This window comes from Microbacterium wangyouchuni, from assembly GCF_054072595.1.
Genome location: NZ_JBSVRM010000002.1, coordinates 227,058 through 244,138 on the forward strand (window position 1 = coordinate 227,058; position 17,081 = coordinate 244,138).

The 17,081-nt window shown below is 66.4% G+C and carries 14 protein-coding genes; 7 read left to right on the forward strand and 7 right to left on the reverse strand.

From position 1 onward, the window contains the following. Positions 1-32: 32 nt before the first annotated feature. Both ACW5CM_RS03845 and ACW5CM_RS03850 read left to right on the forward strand, forming a co-directional pair. A complete protein-coding gene (locus tag ACW5CM_RS03845; protein ID WP_457124226.1) occupies positions 33-788 on the forward strand; it encodes a YflT domain-containing protein in 756 nt (251 codons plus the stop codon). Positions 789-796: 8 nt separating this feature from the next. Then, positions 797-1,492, forward strand: coding sequence for an alpha/beta hydrolase family protein (locus ACW5CM_RS03850; protein WP_457124227.1), 696 nt, complete (start codon positions 797-799; stop codon positions 1,490-1,492). Here the strand turns inward: ACW5CM_RS03850 and ACW5CM_RS03855 are convergent. Both ACW5CM_RS03855 and ACW5CM_RS03860 read right to left on the reverse strand, forming a co-directional pair. After that, positions 1,395-2,054 (reverse strand): YdcF family protein, encoded by a 660-nt coding sequence (locus ACW5CM_RS03855; RefSeq protein WP_457124228.1) that lies wholly within the window; start codon positions 2,052-2,054, stop codon positions 1,395-1,397. The genes ACW5CM_RS03850 and ACW5CM_RS03855 overlap by 98 nt on opposite strands. Continuing rightward, positions 2,027-3,424, reverse strand: a complete 1,398-nt coding sequence (locus ACW5CM_RS03860) for an aminopeptidase P family protein (protein ID WP_457124229.1) — start codon at positions 3,422-3,424, stop codon at positions 2,027-2,029. The genes ACW5CM_RS03855 and ACW5CM_RS03860 overlap by 28 nt, the downstream gene beginning before the upstream one ends. A gap of 36 nt (positions 3,425-3,460) precedes the next feature. Here ACW5CM_RS03860 and ACW5CM_RS03865 point away from each other — a divergent pair, with 36 nt between their 5' ends. Further along, positions 3,461-3,850, forward strand: a complete 390-nt coding sequence (locus ACW5CM_RS03865) for a DUF3054 domain-containing protein (protein WP_457124230.1) — start codon at positions 3,461-3,463, stop codon at positions 3,848-3,850. 113 nt (positions 3,851-3,963) lie between these two features. Here ACW5CM_RS03865 and ACW5CM_RS03870 read toward each other — a convergent pair whose 3' ends face one another. Beyond that, positions 3,964-4,980, reverse strand: coding sequence for an endonuclease/exonuclease/phosphatase family protein (locus tag ACW5CM_RS03870; RefSeq protein WP_457124231.1), 1,017 nt, complete (start codon positions 4,978-4,980; stop codon positions 3,964-3,966). Between the two features lie 74 nt (positions 4,981-5,054). Here ACW5CM_RS03870 and ACW5CM_RS03875 point away from each other — a divergent pair, with 74 nt between their 5' ends. After that, positions 5,055-5,924, forward strand: a complete 870-nt coding sequence (locus ACW5CM_RS03875) for a PHP domain-containing protein (RefSeq protein WP_438253459.1) — start codon at positions 5,055-5,057, stop codon at positions 5,922-5,924. Between the two features lie 116 nt (positions 5,925-6,040). Here the strand turns inward: ACW5CM_RS03875 and ACW5CM_RS03880 are convergent, their stop codons facing one another. Then, a complete protein-coding gene (locus tag ACW5CM_RS03880; protein ID WP_438253460.1) occupies positions 6,041-7,546 on the reverse strand; it encodes a DEAD/DEAH box helicase in 1,506 nt (501 codons plus the stop codon). A gap of 172 nt (positions 7,547-7,718) precedes the next feature. Between ACW5CM_RS03880 and ACW5CM_RS03885 the strand changes: the two genes are divergently transcribed. Continuing rightward, positions 7,719-8,429, forward strand: coding sequence for a ferritin-like fold-containing protein (locus ACW5CM_RS03885; RefSeq protein ID WP_438253461.1), 711 nt, complete (start codon positions 7,719-7,721; stop codon positions 8,427-8,429). A gap of 43 nt (positions 8,430-8,472) precedes the next feature. Here the strand turns inward: ACW5CM_RS03885 and ACW5CM_RS03890 are convergent, their stop codons facing one another. Together ACW5CM_RS03890 and ACW5CM_RS03895 are read right to left on the reverse strand one after the other, a co-directional pair. Beyond that, the gene (locus ACW5CM_RS03890; RefSeq protein ID WP_438253462.1) at positions 8,473-8,760 is read right to left on the reverse strand and encodes a hypothetical protein; all 288 of its coding nucleotides are present in this window, start codon (positions 8,758-8,760) and stop codon (positions 8,473-8,475) included. A 4-nt stretch (positions 8,761-8,764) separates the two neighbouring features. Continuing rightward, positions 8,765-8,989, reverse strand: coding sequence for a DUF3107 domain-containing protein (locus tag ACW5CM_RS03895; RefSeq protein WP_439254907.1), 225 nt, complete (start codon positions 8,987-8,989; stop codon positions 8,765-8,767). A gap of 83 nt (positions 8,990-9,072) precedes the next feature. On the opposite strand from ACW5CM_RS03895, the gene ACW5CM_RS03900 reads away from it, so the two are divergent. Then, positions 9,073-12,336, forward strand: a complete 3,264-nt coding sequence (locus ACW5CM_RS03900) for an ATP-dependent helicase (RefSeq protein ID WP_457124232.1) — start codon at positions 9,073-9,075, stop codon at positions 12,334-12,336. Beyond that, on the forward strand, positions 12,333-15,800 hold the full coding sequence (locus ACW5CM_RS03905; RefSeq protein ID WP_457124233.1) for an ATP-dependent helicase: 3,468 nt from the start codon (positions 12,333-12,335) through the stop codon (positions 15,798-15,800). The genes ACW5CM_RS03900 and ACW5CM_RS03905 overlap by 4 nt, the downstream gene beginning before the upstream one ends. Here the strand turns inward: ACW5CM_RS03905 and ACW5CM_RS03910 are convergent. Then, positions 15,746-17,020, reverse strand: coding sequence for a phosphotransferase (locus ACW5CM_RS03910; protein ID WP_457124234.1), 1,275 nt, complete (start codon positions 17,018-17,020; stop codon positions 15,746-15,748). The two genes, ACW5CM_RS03905 and ACW5CM_RS03910, sit on opposite strands and share 55 nt — an antisense overlap. Positions 17,021-17,081 lie beyond the last annotated feature (61 nt).

A 17,081-nucleotide genomic window follows, 5' to 3' on the forward strand; every position in this document is an offset into this window, starting at 1 on the left:
GGGGTGCGGGGATGCATGGAACAATGGGGGGCATGAGCATGCTGAACCGTCCGCCCAACGCCGTAGCCGTCGGTGACACCGTCGCGTCGGTCCGCGATTATGAGGCCGCGCAGAAGACGGTTTCTCAGCTGATCTCCGCCGAGATCCCCGCCCGCGATATTGCAATCGTGGGGCAGGGTGTGCGTACCGTGGAGCGGGTCACCGGCAAGCTCGGCTATGCGTCCGCAGCCCGCTCCGGTGCGGTCAACGGTGTGCTCATCGGCCTGCTGCTCTCGGCGATCCTCGTGATCGGCAACCCCGATGCGCCGATTCAGCTGTTCGTCGGCTTCCTGTTCATCGGCGTCGCGATCGGGATGCTCCTGAGCCTTGTCACCTACGCGATCGTGCGTCGTCGACGTGATTTCGCCAGCGTGACCCAGCTGGCCGCAGACCACTATGAGGTCACCGTGCTCCCGGCGTCGCTGGCGAAGGCACGCGAGGTCGTCGGAAAGCCGCATACGACGGTCGTGCGCCCGCCGGTCGACCTCAACGAGCCGCCGCGCTACGGGGAGCGCGTGGACCCGGCAGCAGCCGCAGCAACGGCAGCAGCCACAGCAGCCACAGCAGCCACAGAGGCTGCATCCGCGAAGGAACCAGCTCCGGGCGAGCATGTGATTCCGCCCCGGCCTGCCGATCCGGTACCGCGTTACGGTGAGCGAGCTGCGGAGATTCCGACTTCGGATGCACCGGCCACTGCGGAAGATGAACAGTCGCCGGAGACCGACGGCGAGAACCCCGACCGCGTCTGAGCCCGGATATGGACTTCCCGGTTGAGCTGCCCAGCGGGCCGGTGTCGGTATCCGCTGAGTGGGCTGAGGGATCCGATCGCGGTACCGTGATCGTCGCCCATGGTGCGGGAGCGGGAATGGAGCATCCGTTCCTCGTCGGATTCACTGACGCACTCAATACGCTTGGCTTCTCGACGTTACGTTTCACCTTTCCGTATCGCGAGCAGGGGCGACGGATGCCGGGTCCCGCCGCGCATGCGATCGCCACGTGGCATGCGGCAGCACGATTCGCGCGCACGCAGGACCCCGCTGCGCCACTGTGGGCCGCGGGAAAGTCCTACGGCGGGCGGATGGCGTCGATGGCCGTCGCCGAAGGCTTGCACGTCGACGCCCTGATCTACCTCGGATATCCGCTGCACGCCCCGGGCAAACCGGAGAAGCCGCGTGCCGAGCACCTGCCGGCGATCACCGTGCCGCAGCTGTTCATCGAAGGCACGAACGACGCATTCATCCAGCCGCTGTCGCAGTTCGAACAGGTGCTGTCCACATGTCACGACGCACGCGTGGAGTGGATCGAGGGCGGCGGTCACTCGTTCGAAGTCAGGGGTGCTCGCCGTCCGCCGGAGGTCATCGGTGCGTCATTGGCACAGTTCGCGGGAGACTTCCTCGAGTCAGTCGCTGCTGGCAGCGATACCAGACCGCCCGTAGCGCCGCCACGATCTTGATCGGCAGGATTTCGCCGAAACGATGCTCCTCGCCACGGATAAGTCGCTCACCCAGATCCGGTCGCAACTGCCACAGGTGTTCCCGAGCGACCTCGGCGTGGGGTGAGTTGGAGACGATCTTGATGGCGTCGGCCTGCTCGATCAGCCCGATCGCGTTCTCAATGTTCTGCAGGGTCGATGCGCTCGTGGTGTCCAACAGGATCTGGCCCGTGTATCCGAGCTCATCACGGGCGTAACGCTGCATCAGCTCGGCCTCGGGGATGGCGCCGGCCACGGCTCCGCCGCACAACACCAGCACGCTCTCTCCTCTCAGCGAAAGCGAACGGATGCCGGCGCGCACCCGGTACCGGTTGACGAAGTTGGCTCTGGGGGCGTGGTTGCGGAAGCCGAGCACGACGACAGCCTCAGATGCTCCCGTACGCGCCTGCGTACCCAGCATCCCGTGGCTCGATCGCCAGTGCACGACATCCGCCCACGCCGCCAGCGCCACATAAGCGATGGCGCCCGCGCGGAACAGCATCCGCCGGGAGAACATCAACCCTGCTGAATGCGTTCGATCCACGCCTCGACATCCGCGGCGCTGCGCGGGATGTCGGCCGACAGATTCACCGGGCCGTCTTCGGTGAGCAGGATGTCGTCCTCGATGCGCACGCCGATTCCACGCAGCTCTTCCGGCACAGTCAGATCGTCGATCTGGAAGTACAGACCGGGCTCGATCGTGAAGACCATGCCTGCCTCGAGAACACCGTCGTAGTACATCTCCCGACGCGCCTGAGCGCAGTCGTGCACGTCGATTCCGAGGTGGTGGCTGGTGCCGTGCACCATGTAGCGGCGGTGGTGGCCGCCGGCATCCGCATCGAGCGCTTCTTCGGCAGTGACCGGCAGCAGACCCCACTCGGCGACGCGCTCGGCGATGACACCCATCGCAGCCTCGTGAACCTCGCGGAACTTCACGCCCGGACGAGCCACAGCGAATGCGGCATCCGCAGCCTCGAGCACGGTCTCGTACACGCGGCGCTGCACATCGGAGAACTTACCGTTCACCGGGAGTGTGCGCGTGATGTCGGCTGTGTACAGGCTGTCGCGCTCGACGCCGGCATCCACGAGGATCAGATCTCCGGGAACGACCCTGCCGTCATTGCGTGTCCAGTGCAGGTAGCAAGCGTGCGGACCCGATGCCGAAATCGTGTCGTAGCCCTCGCCATTGCCGTCTTCGCGGGCGCGGCGGTGGAAGACACCCTCCACGACGCGTTCGCCGCGAGCATGTTTGGCAGCATCGGGCAGTGCATGGATGATGTCATCGAAACCGCGGCCGGTGATCTCGACGGCACGACGCATTTCTTCGATCTCGTATGCGTCCTTGACCAAACGCAGCTCCGATGCGAACCGTGCAAGATCGGCATCCTCGATCGTGACGTCGTCGGAGCCGGACGCGAGCTCGGCCAGGTGCGCCGTGGCGATGCCGAGGTCTGCGGCGACCGCGGCAAGCGACGGGCGTGGGCCGATCCAGAACTCACCGACCGTGGCATCCGCGAAGAACTCGGTCGTCGTGCGGTCGGCACGCTCACGGAAGTACAGGGTGACATCGTGCCCGGCATTGGCCGGCTCGAACACCAGCACGGAGTCCGGCTCGGTGTCTGCTGCCCACCCGGTCAGATGGGCGAAGATCGAGTGCGCGCGGAAGGGGTAGTCGGTGTCGTTGGAACGTTGCTTCAGCGAGCCCGCTTCAATCACCAGACGCTTGCCGGTGAACGCAGCGGAGATCTTGTCGCGCCGAGCCTGTGCGAATGCCGCCTGCTCGCGGGCAACGGGCATCGTCTCGGGGCGATCTGCCCAGCCGGTCGAGATCGTGTCGAGGAAACCGCGGGGGAAGGGCTGCTTGCGGTTGGTGACGGGGGCCTCAGCGATGGTGTCGCTCTCTCCAGTACTCATACCTCCAGTCTCTCACTCCCGCATAGGCTGGGGGACGTGAACAGCTTCAGCGTGGCTCCGCCGATCGTGATCCTCATCGACGTGGTCCTGGTAGCAGTGTTCTGCGTGATCGGAAGGCTCTCGCATGACTCCGGAATCGTCGGCGACATCCCGGGAACCCTGAACACGATGTGGCCGTTCCTCGCCGCTGTTCTCATCGCTCACGCCGTCGTGCTGCTGCTGCGCTGGCATCCCGAGCGGCTGCTGGTCGGACTGCTGGTCTGGGCGGTCACGGTAGTGGGCGGGCTGCTGCTGAGGGTGGCGAGCGGGCAGGGCACGGCACTGCCGTTCACGATCGTCGCAACACTCACGCTGGCCCTGTTCCTGCTCGGCTGGCGCGCGATCTACGCTCTGGTGCGCCGGGCGCGCCGCCGCTCCCGCGCATAACTCCTGAGATTTGCCGGTGCGGCGGCATCGTGCCCGCGTGAATACGCCGGATGCCCCGGCCCCCGCCGCTCTTTTTCAGGAGTTGTGCACGGGGAATGGTCGGGGCGCGCGGCTCAGCCGACCGGCTCCAGTTGCACAAGGAGTGCACGGTGGTCGCTGCCGGCGGCATCCAGCACGAGCGAACCGGTCGGATTCCAGTTCCGACTGGTCATGACGTGATCGATCGGAGCACCCACCAGCTCAGGGAATGATGCCGGCCAGGTCGCGGTGAACCCCGTTCCGGTGCGTACCGCGGCGTCGCGGCAGTATCCGATGTCGCCCCCATCGACTCCGAGGGCTGCCATATGGTCCAGCGTCGCGTTGAAGTCGCCCGCGAGGATGAAGTCCCCTTCGGGACACTGGTCGGCGATCCACTGCAGATCGGATTGCCAACGCTCCATAGCCTCCACGCGTGGAGCCACGGCATGCACCGCGACGATCGTGGGACCGGAACCATCCACCGGCATGATGACGACGCTGGGAACGGAGCTGGTGTTGTTCGTACCGTCCTGGGACGATGCGATCACCGAGTAATCGCCCAACTCGGGGGAGATGAGGATCGTGGTCTCCCACGCCTGGGGGCCGTTGGGAACATTGCCGAACTGCACGTGATGCACCCACATCGGCCGTCCCTGCTCACGCAGCATGATTGCGATCCGCTCGCCGACAGACTCCGCCGTTTCGGGCAGCGTGACCACGTCGACCTGCTGCGACAGGATCGTCTCGGCGATCTTCTCAGCCGAGACCGCTTCGCCCGCGGTGTTCCAGGTCAGCACGCGAACGCTGTCTGCAGTCTTCTCGGGCAGTTCGCCGGTGCCGAAGCCGCGGACCGCACCGATTCCGGCGGTCGCCCCGGCTCCCAGCAGCGCGATGATCAGAATGGATGCCGCGAACCCGCGCAGCGGCCGCGCAAACAGCAGCAGCAGTGAGACGACCGCAATCACCAGGAATACGACAACGACTGCGCCGCGGACGGCGACCAGCTGTGCGAATGGGTAGACCTGCTCAAGGTGGAAGAACTGCGGCCACACCACGATCGCTGTCGCAATGGCGAACAGCACCGTAATCAGGATCCCCAGCAGCCGAAACATCACCCCAAGCCTAAAGGCGCACACTGTGAATCGCCTGCCGCCGCGGGCCGCGCGCGCCGCAGTACTGTCGAGGTATGAGCAACGTGCATCGCTTTAGCGGACCGAACGATCTGCACCTGCATTCCAACCACTCAGACGGAACGGAGAACCCCGGTCAGGTGGTGCGGCAAGCTCACGCCCACGGCGTTCGCACGATGGCTCTGACCGACCATGACCGCACGACGGGGTGGGATGAGGCTGCGACGGCCGCGGCTGCTGTCGGCATGACTTTTCTGCCGGGGATGGAGCTGTCGGCGAAGTACGAATGGCGCAGCGTCCACGTGCTGGGATATCTATTCGACCCGGATGCTCCAGCGCTGCGTGCTGAGACCGACCGCATCCGAGACGACCGGCTGGGCCGCGCCGAGCGGATCGTTCGCAATATCGCGCGCGACTACGACCTCACCTGGGCCGATGTCGTCGCCCAGACGACGAAGGATGCCACACTGGGCCGCCCGCATATCGCTGATGCACTGGTGGCGCGTGGCATCGTCGCTGATCGCTCAGCCGCGTTCGAGGGCATCCTGCATCCACGTGAGGGGTATTACGAGCCGCACTACGCCCCTGATCCGTTGACTGCCGTCGGTCTGATCACCGAGGCTGGGGGAGTCGCCGTCATCGCGCATCCGGTCACGGCCGGACGCGACCGGATGATGCCGCTGTCGTACTTCGAGAAGCTGATCGCGGCGGGACTGGGCGGAGTCGAGATCGACCACCGTGAGAACACCGCTCAGGGCAAGCGCACTTTGCAGCGGCTGGCCGCCGAGCACGATCTGATCGTCACAGGCTCCAGCGACTACCACGGCACGGGAAAACCCAACCTGCCGGGTGAGAACACGACAAGCGATGAGATGGTTGCTCGCATCATCGAGCGGGCCACTGGCACGCCGCCCCGCTTCGCCTGAACCGCGCGATCCGCCGCTGCGCGATCCGCCGCTGTGCGCACCACGAAACAGCAGGCGCCGCACCGAATGGTGCAGCGCCTGCTGAATGATGGTGTCGGCGAAGTGCGCCGCTGGGCTCAGGCGCCAGCTGGCGCGGCACCGCCGGAGCGGCGACGGCGGCGGCGGCGCTGCGGGGCAGGCTTGCCGTCCTGGTGCTCGTGGCTCTTGTCACCGTCGTGGGTTCCGGCACCTTCGGCGTCACGGTCGGCCACAGGTGCGCCCTCCGCTGTCGGGGTCTTCGGAGCGTCCTCGACGAAGGTCGAGCCGACCTTGTCACCCGCACCGCGGCGGCGCCGGCGACGGCGCGTGCCGGGCTCGTCGGTTCCCTGCTCGGCAGCAACATCGGCGGCCTTCTCCGGACGCTTGCTCTGCGTCTTGACCGACTGGGTCTTCGGAGCGGTGGTCAACCGTCCCTTCGTGCCGGCCGGGATGTTCAGGTCCTCGTAGAGGTGCGGGCTCGACGAGTACGTCTCGACGGGCTCGGGCTGGCCGAACTCGAGGGCGCGGTTGATGAGGGCCCACTTGTGCAGGTCTTCCCAGTCCACGAACGTGACGGCGATGCCCTTCTTACCGGCCCGGCCCGTACGGCCGACACGGTGCAGGTACGTCTTGTCCTCGTCCGGGATGGTGTGGTTGATGACGTGGGTGACGTCGTCGACGTCGATGCCTCGGGCAGCGACGTCGGTGGCGACCAGGACGTCACGCTTGCCGGCCTTGAACGCGGCCATCGAGCGCTCGCGCTGTTCCTGCCCCATGTCTCCGTGCACGCCGCCGACGTTGAACCCGCGATCGCCGAGCTCGTCGACCAGTCGCTGAGCCGCACGCTTGGTGCGGGTGAAGATGACGGTCTTACCGCGACCCTCGGCCTGCAGGATGCGGGCGATGACCTCGTCCTTGTCGAGCGAGTGCGCGCGGTACACCAGGTGGTTGATGTTCGCCTGCGTCAAGCCTTCGTCGGGGTCACTGGCGCGGATGTGAATGGGGTTCGACATGAATCGGCGCGCCAGGGCGACGATCGGCCCGGGCATCGTCGCGGAGAACAGCTGCGTGTGCCGGATGGCGGGAATCTTCTGGAAGATCTTCTCGATGTCGGCGAGGAAGCCGAGGTCGAGCATCTTGTCGGCCTCATCGAGGACGACCTCGGTCGCGTTCGACAGGTCCAGCAGACGCTGACCTGCCAGGTCGATGAGTCGGCCCGGCGTGCCTACAACGATCTGCGCACCGGCCTTCAGCTGGTCGATCTGACCCTCGTATGCCTTGCCGCCGTAGATGGCGACCACGCTGGTCGAGCGACCGGTGGTGAGCAGGTCGATGTCTTCGTAGACCTGCACGGCGAGCTCACGGGTCGGTACAACGATGAGCGCCTTGACGCCCGGCTCGGGGTTCAACCCGAGACGCTGTACGACGGGGATGCCGAAACCGAAGGTCTTGCCGGTGCCAGTCTTGGCCTGGCCGATGATGTCCTGGCCGGGAAGGCCGAGGGGGATGGTCTGTTCCTGGATGGGGAATGCGTCGACGATGCCCTTTGCGGCCAACGAGTCGACGATGTCCTGATCGACACCCAGATCAGCGAATGTTGTCACGTGTTCTATTGCCTGTCCGGCGCTGTTCAGATGTGAAACAGACGCCTCGTTACGGATCCACGCCGTCTCTTGTGCCACAGGCGCGGCGCCCGGCTCCAATGGCAGGGCAACTTCAGACTACCTGAGGGGCGCAGAACACAGCGGATCATCGATGCGCGGGTAGTCTGAACGCGTGGTGAAATGGTTCTGGCAGACGGATAAGCCTCGACGCAATCTGACCATCCGCAGTCGCGGAGATCTCAGCGGCGCGACCCGAGTCGATTTCGCCGAGCTCGCGCCTGAGCTGAACCGGTTCCTCGGTCAGGCCGCCTACCTGCAGCTCGGATACTTCGAGACGCTCACCCGATTGATCCGCGCGACACCGGAGCTGGAGGAGAAAGGCGCACTGGCACGTGCCGCCGGCGCAGCCCTCAGCAAGCATCGCGGCATCGTCGAGGTCATCCGGCAGCAGGGCGAGGACCCGACCGAGATCATGCTTCCGTTCCAGGAGTACCTGGATGCCTTCCGTCGCAAGACCATCGGAGTACGTCCGAAGGAAACCCTTCTCGCCGTCTACATCACCGCCGGGATGCTGGACGATTTCTATTTGGCATTGGCCTCGAGCTACGGCGACACCGGGCAGCGCGTCGCCGATATCCTCAGCGAGGATGACGACACCGGCGAGATCGTAGCCATCCTCAAGCAGACGATCGACATCGACAACGAGTGGCGTTCGCTGCTGTCGATGTGGGCGCGCCGACTTGTCGGGGACACACTTCTGGTGGCGCGACAGGCGCTTCGCCCGGAGCGGCTCGCCGTGAACGAAGACCGGGTGGAACCGGTTTACACCGAACTCATGGGCGCGCACGCGCGACGCATGGATGCGATGGGCCTGGCCGCGTAGCATCCGCTGGACACAATGCCCAGCGCGATCAGATTCCGCGCAATCAGATCCCGAGCGCAGCCTTGGTCTCGGCATCCGACCGGACGCGCGCCGTGGTGAGAACGTATCCCGCAACGGCGGAGATTACGACCGCGCCGAGGATGCTCGTAAGCCACAGCCAGATGCTCTCAGCGCCGACGCCGGACCACTGCATCACCGTGTAGATGATGGCAGCGGCCGCGGTCGAGACAGCGGGGACCAGCGCGACGCCGCGAAGAGTGCGGCGGGGCAGCAGATAGTGCACGGCGATTCCGAGCGCGCACGCCGCGATGAGTGCGAGAAGGATGTACACGAGGTCAGGCGACGAAGCCGACGCGACGTGACTCCTCGGTGCCCAACTCGATGTAGGCGAGGTTTGCGGTCGGGACGATGTAGGAGTTGCCCTTGACGTCGACGAAACTCACATGAGCGGTGTTCTGCTCGAGCGCCGCGGACACCTGAGTGCGGACCTCATCCGCGTTGGCGGGGGTCTCGAAGTTCAGCTCGCGGCCGGTGTTGATGATGCCGATGCGGATTTCCACGCGTGCTCCTTGAAGGTTCGGGGACTGCGCCCAACTCTACCCCGGCTCGGCTGATGTCCGGGCCTCCCGATAGCGTGGAAGTCATGACCTCAGATGCTGCACAGCGCGCCGTGGTCGCGGCCCCGGTCGACACCTCCGGCGTCATCATCGGTGCACCCGGAACAGGAAAGACGCACACGTTGATCGACCGTGTCGCGCACCTGCTCACCGAAGATGACAGCGTCGGTGTGCTGGCGCCGGAAGAGGTGCTCGTTCTCACCCCGAACCGGCAGGCCGCCACACTGTTGCGCGACCGCATCGGTGTGCGCATCGGTCAGGCGACTCCGGGCCCGCTGGCGCGTTCGGTGGGGTCTTTCGCCTTTCAAATCGTGCGCGGGGCCATGGTGCGTGCCGGGGAGGAGCCCCCGGCGCTGCTGACGGGAGCCGACCAGGACCGCATCATCGCCGACCTTTTGGCGGGCGACGATGAGGATGAAGCATCGGGGGCGCCGTCGCGCTGGCCGGAAGCGCTCGGACCGAGTGTTCGCGCCTCAACCGGATTCCGCTCCGAACTGCGCGCGCTGCTCGCCGAGTGCCGGGAACTGGGTGTGCTGTCGGACGAGCTGCAGGCATCGGGGCGACCGGTCTGGCAGGCTGCCGGATCCTTCATCGAGGAGTACCGCGCGGTGCTTGCGTCGATGCGCACCGCCTACCGTGACAGCGCCGACCTCATCAGCGAGGCTGCCGCGATCCTCGAGACGGCGGATGCCGCAGACCTCGGCCCGCTTGCACCGCTTCGCGTGGTGCTGATGGATGACGCGCAGGAGATCACCCGCGGTGGCATCACCCTGGTGAGGGCACTGCGCGCGCGCGGCATCTCCGTTCTCGCCTTCGGCGACCCTGACATCTCCTCCGGGTCGTTCCGCGGGGCCAGCCCGCAGCTGTTCCATGAGCTCTCGGGAGTCCTTGCCCAGGTCTTCGTCCTGGACACGCCGCACCGGCAGATACCGGCTCTGACCGATCTGACCCGCCGGGTGACGCAGTCCATCGGTGTTGCTGGTCGTGTCGAGCACCGCCGCGCACCCGGACCCACCCCCGAGGTCGCCGACTCCCGTGTACAGGCATTTCTCGCGCCTTCACCCTATGAAGAGGTCGACCGCATCGCCGGCATTTTGCGGGATTGGCACCTGAGCGACGGCATCGCCTGGAGCGACATGGCCGTCATTGCACATGACACGCGACAGGTGACGGCGTTGGAGACAGAGCTTGCCGCTCGCGAGGTGCCCACTCGCGCCGCCGGTGTGCAGCGTCCACTCGGCAGCGAGGGCGTCGTCCGCGACATCGTCGGCATCGTCCGGCTTGCCGTGCAGCATCCTGACGACCGCGCGCCGGAGGCGCTGGTCGACGCCTTGTGCTCGCCATTCGGCGGGATGGATGCCGTTGGCCTGCGGCGCTTGCGCGCGCGGCTGAGACACCTGGAACTCGCCGATGGCGGCTCGACTCCGGCGTCGGAGCTGCTGCGCCAGGCGATGGCATTTCCCACGCATTTCACCTTTGTGGATGCTCCGGAAGCTCGAGCGGCAGCCCGTTTCGCCAAGACTCTTTCTCAGACGGCGGATGCCATCGCCGCCGGCGAAACGATCCATGAACTGCTCTGGCGAATCTGGGACGATGCGAGGGCGCAGAACGGCTCGAAGCTGCAGAAGTACTGGCGCGAGGCTGCGGGACAGCCCGGCGGCGGTGAGATCTCTCGCGCGCTGGACGCGTTGGTGGCGCTTTTCGATGCGGCCAAACGGTTCGTCGAGCGGACTCCCAATGAGCCGGCCGAGACGTTCGTGCGTGAGATTCTCGACAGCGAGGTTCCTGAAGACACTCTCTCCACCCCGGATCGACCGGGACTGGTTACCCTGCTGACGCCGGCGACGGCATTGGCGACCCAGTTCAATGCCGTGGTGGTCGCCGGCGTGCAGGATGGTGTGTGGCCGAATGTGCGTCTGCGCGGTGGGCTGCTGGAGACCTGGCGGCTGGCGGATGCTGTGCTCGCCACACGTGCGGGCGCTCCGGCGACCACGCCGGACAGCATCGATCGACGCCGTGCGGCACTCCACGACGAACTGCGGCTGTTCGTGCGCGCCCTGTCTCGTGCCCGCTCGCGGATCGTGGTGACCGCGGTCGACGACGACAGCACGAGCCCGAGCCCCTTTTTCTCGTTCCTGCCCGAACCTCCGCCGGTCTCTGCCCATCCCGCCGCCGAGCATCCGCTCACCCTCCGCGGCCTGGTCGCCAAACATCGCCGGACTCTGACCAGCTCGCCGGACGCTGACGCACGCGCGGCTGCGGCCGGGCAGCTGGCGGTGCTCGCCCGTGAAGGCATCCCCGGTGCAGATCCGCAGGACTGGTACGGAATCACTCCGATGTCGACGACCGCGCCGCTGCACGACCTGTCTGCGGAGGCCGCCCGTGTCTCGCCATCGAAGATGGAGTCGTTTGAAGAGTGCGAGCTGAACTGGGCGATCTCGGCGCTGGGCGGCGATACTGTGCTGCCGCCGGCCGCCGGGATGGGCACGATCATCCACGAGGCGATGGAGACGGTCCCGGATGGAGACCTGGAGAAGCTGCAGGCTGTTCTCGCGGAACGCTGGCCGGAACTCGAGTTCGATACCGAATGGATCGGACGCAAGGAGCGTCGCCGTGCCGACCTGTACATCGAGCGGTTGCACGCCTACCTCGGCGAAGTCGCATCCGAACGCGGTCGGGTGCTCGCCAGCGAGGTCGAGTTCCGATTCTCGGTGGACGTCGCCGAGCAAGCTGACCTTGAAGGCACGAGCGTTGACGCGGTGCCAGCGGTCCGTGTCGGCGACGAGATATCCGGTCCACATCGGGCGATCGTGCATGGTTTCATCGACCGCGTCGAGGCGTACCCGACCGGTGGGGGAGAGCATGCAGCGGCCCGCGGCCGTGGCTGGACCGATATGGGAGCGGGAGAAAACGGAGAGCGTATCGTCGTCGTGGATCTGAAGACCGGGAAGAACGAGCCGACCTCCGGCGTGAAAGTCGATGAGCATGCACAGCTCGCGGCGTATCAGATCGCTGTCGAGCAGGGGCTGGTCGAGGGTGCCAGCGCCGGGGCGCTCACCGGTGCGCGTCTGCTGCTGGTGGCCAACACGCTGTCGGGCAGCGATTACCGGATCGCCCATCAGCACACTCTGACCGGTGAACCGCGGACGAAGTTCTTGAGCAGGCTCGCCGCCGCCGCCAGGGGGATGTCAGGTGACAGCTTCACCGCGCATGTCGAAGCGCACTGCGCCGATATGCAGTGGCGGGTTCACCCCTGCCGTGTGCACACGGTCCCGGCGGTCAGCTCATGACCGGGTGGGGTGGCCAGGGGCCGGGGCTTTCCGCGCTCGATGTCGCCGCCGCTCTCGGCCAGCCGCCGCCCACGGCGGCGCAGCAGCGGGTCATCGAAGCACCGCCGACGCCAGCGCTGGTCGTCGCCGGTGCCGGTAGTGGCAAGACCGAGACGATGTCGGGCCGCGTTGTCTGGCTGGTCGCCAACGGACATGTGCGACGCGATGAGATCCTCGGGCTGACCTTCACACGCAAAGCTGCTGGAGAGCTCGCTGAACGCATTGCTGCGCGGCTGGCGGTGATCGACGAGTTCGGTCAACGCGGTCTTCTGCCGCATATTCCGCAGATCGTCGCCTCGGATGCGCTGCGACGAGTGAACGACGCCGCAACGGGCGCGCAGCGCGTGCTCCTGCGCACACACGTGCTCGATGAACTCGCCGCCCGATTCGACACCGGCTGGGACCCGACGTCCCTGCGCACGGCGGAAGACCTGATGATCCGGCCCCGGGTGTCTACATACAACGCGTTCGCCGATTCGATCGTGCGCGAGCACGCCGCCCGAATCGGGCGAGACTCGGACGTTGCCATGCTCAGCCAGGCTGGGTCCTGGATGCTGGCCCGCGAGGTGGTGCTGCGAGCGGAGCTTCCCGAACTGGAGGGCATCGACTACGCCCTCGGAACAGTCGTCGACGCCGTCCAGCGACTCGCCGGCGACACTCTCGATCATCGTGCCGACCTCGCACGCGCTGAGCGGATCGCCCTCGGGCAGGCACGGGCGTTCGAGCCGTACCGCAGCAACGGCGACATCGCTAAAGCAGCGGACAACCTGCTCGCTCTGCCGACGCTGGCCGCTCTGGTGCGCGACTACATCGCTGAGAAGCACCGCCGAGGCGTGCTCGATTTCGCCGACCAGGTCAGTGGTGCCTACGACATCGTCGAGTCATCGCCCGATGTTCGCGACGACCTGCGTGAGCAGCACCGCGTGGTGCTGTTGGACGAGTATCAGGACACTTCGGTGATCCAGACACACTTTCTCGCCGAACTGTTCCGCGATAGTGCGGTCATGGCAGTGGGGGACCCCCATCAGTCGATCTACGGCTGGCGCGGTGCCAGCGCCGACAACCTGTACGCGTTCTCGCGCACCTTCGCTCGGGATGCTCCGACCCAGAGTTACAGCCTCATGACCAGCTGGCGCAACGACAGCTCGATCCTCGCTATCGCCAACCGTGTTCTGCAGCCGCTGCGCCGCCCCGAACTCGACGTGCCCCCGCTGGAGCCTCGTCCGGGAGCCGGAGTCGGCGCTGTGGACGTGCGCTATCCGCTCACGGTGCACGATGAAGCAGCCGAAGTGGCCGAGTGGTTCGCCGAACGCCGCGCGGCACATGCTGACCTGGCGAATCCGCACACGGGTGCGATCCTGTTCCGATCAAAACGGCACATGCAGACATTCGCCGAGGCGCTCGCCGCCCGGGGCATTCCGCACCGCATCCTCGGACTCGGCGGATTGCTGGCAACTCCCGAAGTTGTTGATGTCGTCGCGGCGTTGCGCGTGATGCACGATCCGAACGCGGGCTCAGCGCTCATCCGCCTGCTGGTCGGGCCCCGCTTCGGGGTGGGCGTTGCCGATATGCGTGCGCTCTACGACCTGGCATCCGAGCTCTCGCGACGGGACAGCTCACTGCTGCCGCTTCCGGACGAGCTGCGCGCCCGCATTCGCGCGTCACGCGGAGCGGATGAGGCCGTCTCGATCGTCGATGCGGTCGACGTGGTGCGCGGACTCCGTGACGACTATCGGCTTCTCGAAAACATCACGCCGGAGGGGCGCGGGCGCATCCGCGCGGCCGGCGAGATGCTGGAGCGGCTGCGTCGGGCTTCGGCACAGCCCATTCCCGAGCTCATCCGACTCATCGAGACGGAGCTGCGTCTGGATATCGAACTGGCCGCTAACGAGACCAGGGGGCCCGCGCGGGTTGCGGCGACCCAGCTTCGAGCATTCGTCGATGAAGTGCGTGCCTTCCTCTCCGCCGACGACAGAGGCACGATCTCGAGCCTGTTGGCCTGGCTGGAGAAAGCCGAGAGCACCGATGAGCTGATGCCGCGGCCTGAGCCGCCGGAGCCGGGAGTGGTGCAGCTGCTGACTGTGCACGGCTCCAAGGGCTTGGAATGGGATGCGGTCGCGGTTGTGCGCATGGTCGAGGGCGAGCTTCCTTCCCGACCCACGGACACCTCGGGATGGTTCGGTTTCGGCGTGCTGCCGTTCGCGCTGCGCGGTGACAGCGCGGCGCTGCCGACGTTCAGCTGGAACCCGCCCATCGATGACGAGCCGGATCCGGCGAAGCGGTTGAAGGCGGGAGTGGCGTCACTGACGAGTAAGAGCAAGACCGCTCCGGGCGCGCTCACCGTCTTCAAGGATTCCTACCGCGACTATCAGCAGCAGGAGGAACGCCGGCTCGCCTACGTCGCCGTCACGCGGGCACGGACCGATCTGTTGCTGACCGGATCGCACTGGGCGGGGCAGAAGAGTCCACGTGCGGCCGGGGCGTATCTCTGCGAAGCGATCGAGGCGCTCGGGCTAGACCCGATCACGGTGGTCGATGACGCAGACAATCCCTACGCCGGAGAGGGCAAAACCAGCGTGTGGCCGATGGACCCGCTCGGCGGGCGCCGCACTGCAGTCGAAGAAGCAGCTGCGCTGGTGCGCGCTGTGGTTGATGAGCCAGCGCCGACCGTGCAATTGGAACGGCTGCTCGCGGAGCGGGCGGAGCGTCAGCGTGGCCTCCGAATGGCTCCGCCCACCCGCGTTCCGGCGTCGAAGTTCAAGGACTATGTCACCGACTTCGACGGCACTGTGCTCGCTCTGGCCAGGCCCATGCCCGAGCGGCCGTACCGGCAGACGCGATTGGGGACGCTGTTTCACGCCTGGGTCGAACACCGATCCGGTCTTGTGGGAACAGGCCCCAGCCCCGACAGCGCGCTGTGGGATTCCGATGACGAGCAGCCCGATCCCTGGAGCGTTTCGGCTGCAGATGAAGTCGATCTCGAGCGGCTGCGAGAGATCTTCGAGAGCAGCGAATGGGCACCGTTGCGACCCATCGCCGTCGAGATCGAGATCAACTTCGCGCTCGGCGCAGGGATCGACCCTGATTCTGCCGCTGGCGCAGAGCGAGAGTCATCGGGGCGAAGCGACGGTCATATCGTCATTTGCAAACTCGACGCGGTCTACCGTCGCGAAGACCGGGGCGGGCGTATCGAGATTGTCGATTGGAAAACGGGCAAGGCCCCGCGCACGAAAACCGAGAAGGATGAGCGGATGCTGCAGCTGGCGCTGTACCGGCTCGCCTACCACCGGCGCTTCGGTGTACCGCTGGAGGAGATCGACGTCGCGCTGTACTACGTTGCCGACGATCTGGTGATCCGCGGCGATCGTGTCTACTCCGAGGAAGAACTCGTCCAGCGTTGGAGGGCAGCGCGGGCCGCGCGCTGAGCTTCGCCAGCCGGATCGGCTCCGCTTTCGGAACCTCGGGCGTCGCCATCTGCAGACAAGCCAGGCTTTTCGCCGGGTGCGCGCGGCACGAGGTCCGAATCGACGACGTTGGACAGGTCCTCGGTGGCGTCGTGCTCGACGATCTCAGCGGCATCCTCACCCAGCATCAGATCTTCCGGGCTGTATGCGTCCGTCTGCATCGAGGTGTTGAATCCCGAGGCAGCCGTCGCCGGCACGTGATCGAGCGCATCCAACGCAGAGTCCACACCCTCGCTGCGCGATGCGATGACAGAGAGATCACGCTCGCGCAGCCCCTCCGACAGTGCTTCGAGCAGGTCCGCCGCATCATCCATGATGTCCTGGCGGCGCAGATTATCCCCATGCACGAGCCAGCGGGCGAACTCCAGCTCGGCCAGCAGCCGGGCGCGCACAGCCAACGCCGCATCCGGTGCGCGATCGGACGCCGCGGTATAGGCCGCATGCACATCGTCCGCAGCCTCGGGGGCCGAAGAGAGCCAGGTCAGATCCACCGCAGGATCTCCCACTGACAGGCCATGCCAATCTAGGATGCCGACGACTTCAGGGCCCTGCTCTGGGTCATCCTCGAAGAGGAATGATGTGGCGTGCGTACCGCCGAGCGTCACTGCCGATTCGAATCGCCACAGGTCATCGTCGCCGACCGCTTCACGCCAGCGCACGGTGAGGCGTGCGGGCACGCGTCCGGTCGCGGACGCGCGATCCACCAGCTGGCGGATGTCTGCGCGTGCTTCCTCGGCGCTGCGGGTGGAAAGCCCGGCGCTGCGCACCACGGAAGCTGGCAGGGCATGCACAGCGGCGATTGAGGCGCCGATCGATTGCGCGGCGCCGCGACCTGCTGGCACATGGGCCGCCTCGATCTGGAAGCCGGGCAGCAGGCTGGTGACGAGCGCGCGGCCCTCGGCGAGCTGCGTCTCGCCGAGGAACTCCGGCACGCGGAACGGCAGCATCGAGCGCGCTCCCGCGGTCAATGCGCGCAGCGCGATCGACTCGGCGGCGAGCTCACGCGCAGTCTCGTCATCGTCGCCGACACGGATGGCGACTTCGCTGCCATCGGAGAGTGTTGCCACTGCCGAATCGAAACGTCCATCGCCGCCTGCGGTCAAAGAGCGCGCACCGACGACCTCCGCACCGGACAGTGCAGCGGTGACCGCCGCGGCTAGAGTGAAGGGAGACCGTGCCATGCCCCCAGGGTAGGTCGGCCAGGGGGCGGATTCGCCTACGCCACGCCTGCGAGAGAGGGAG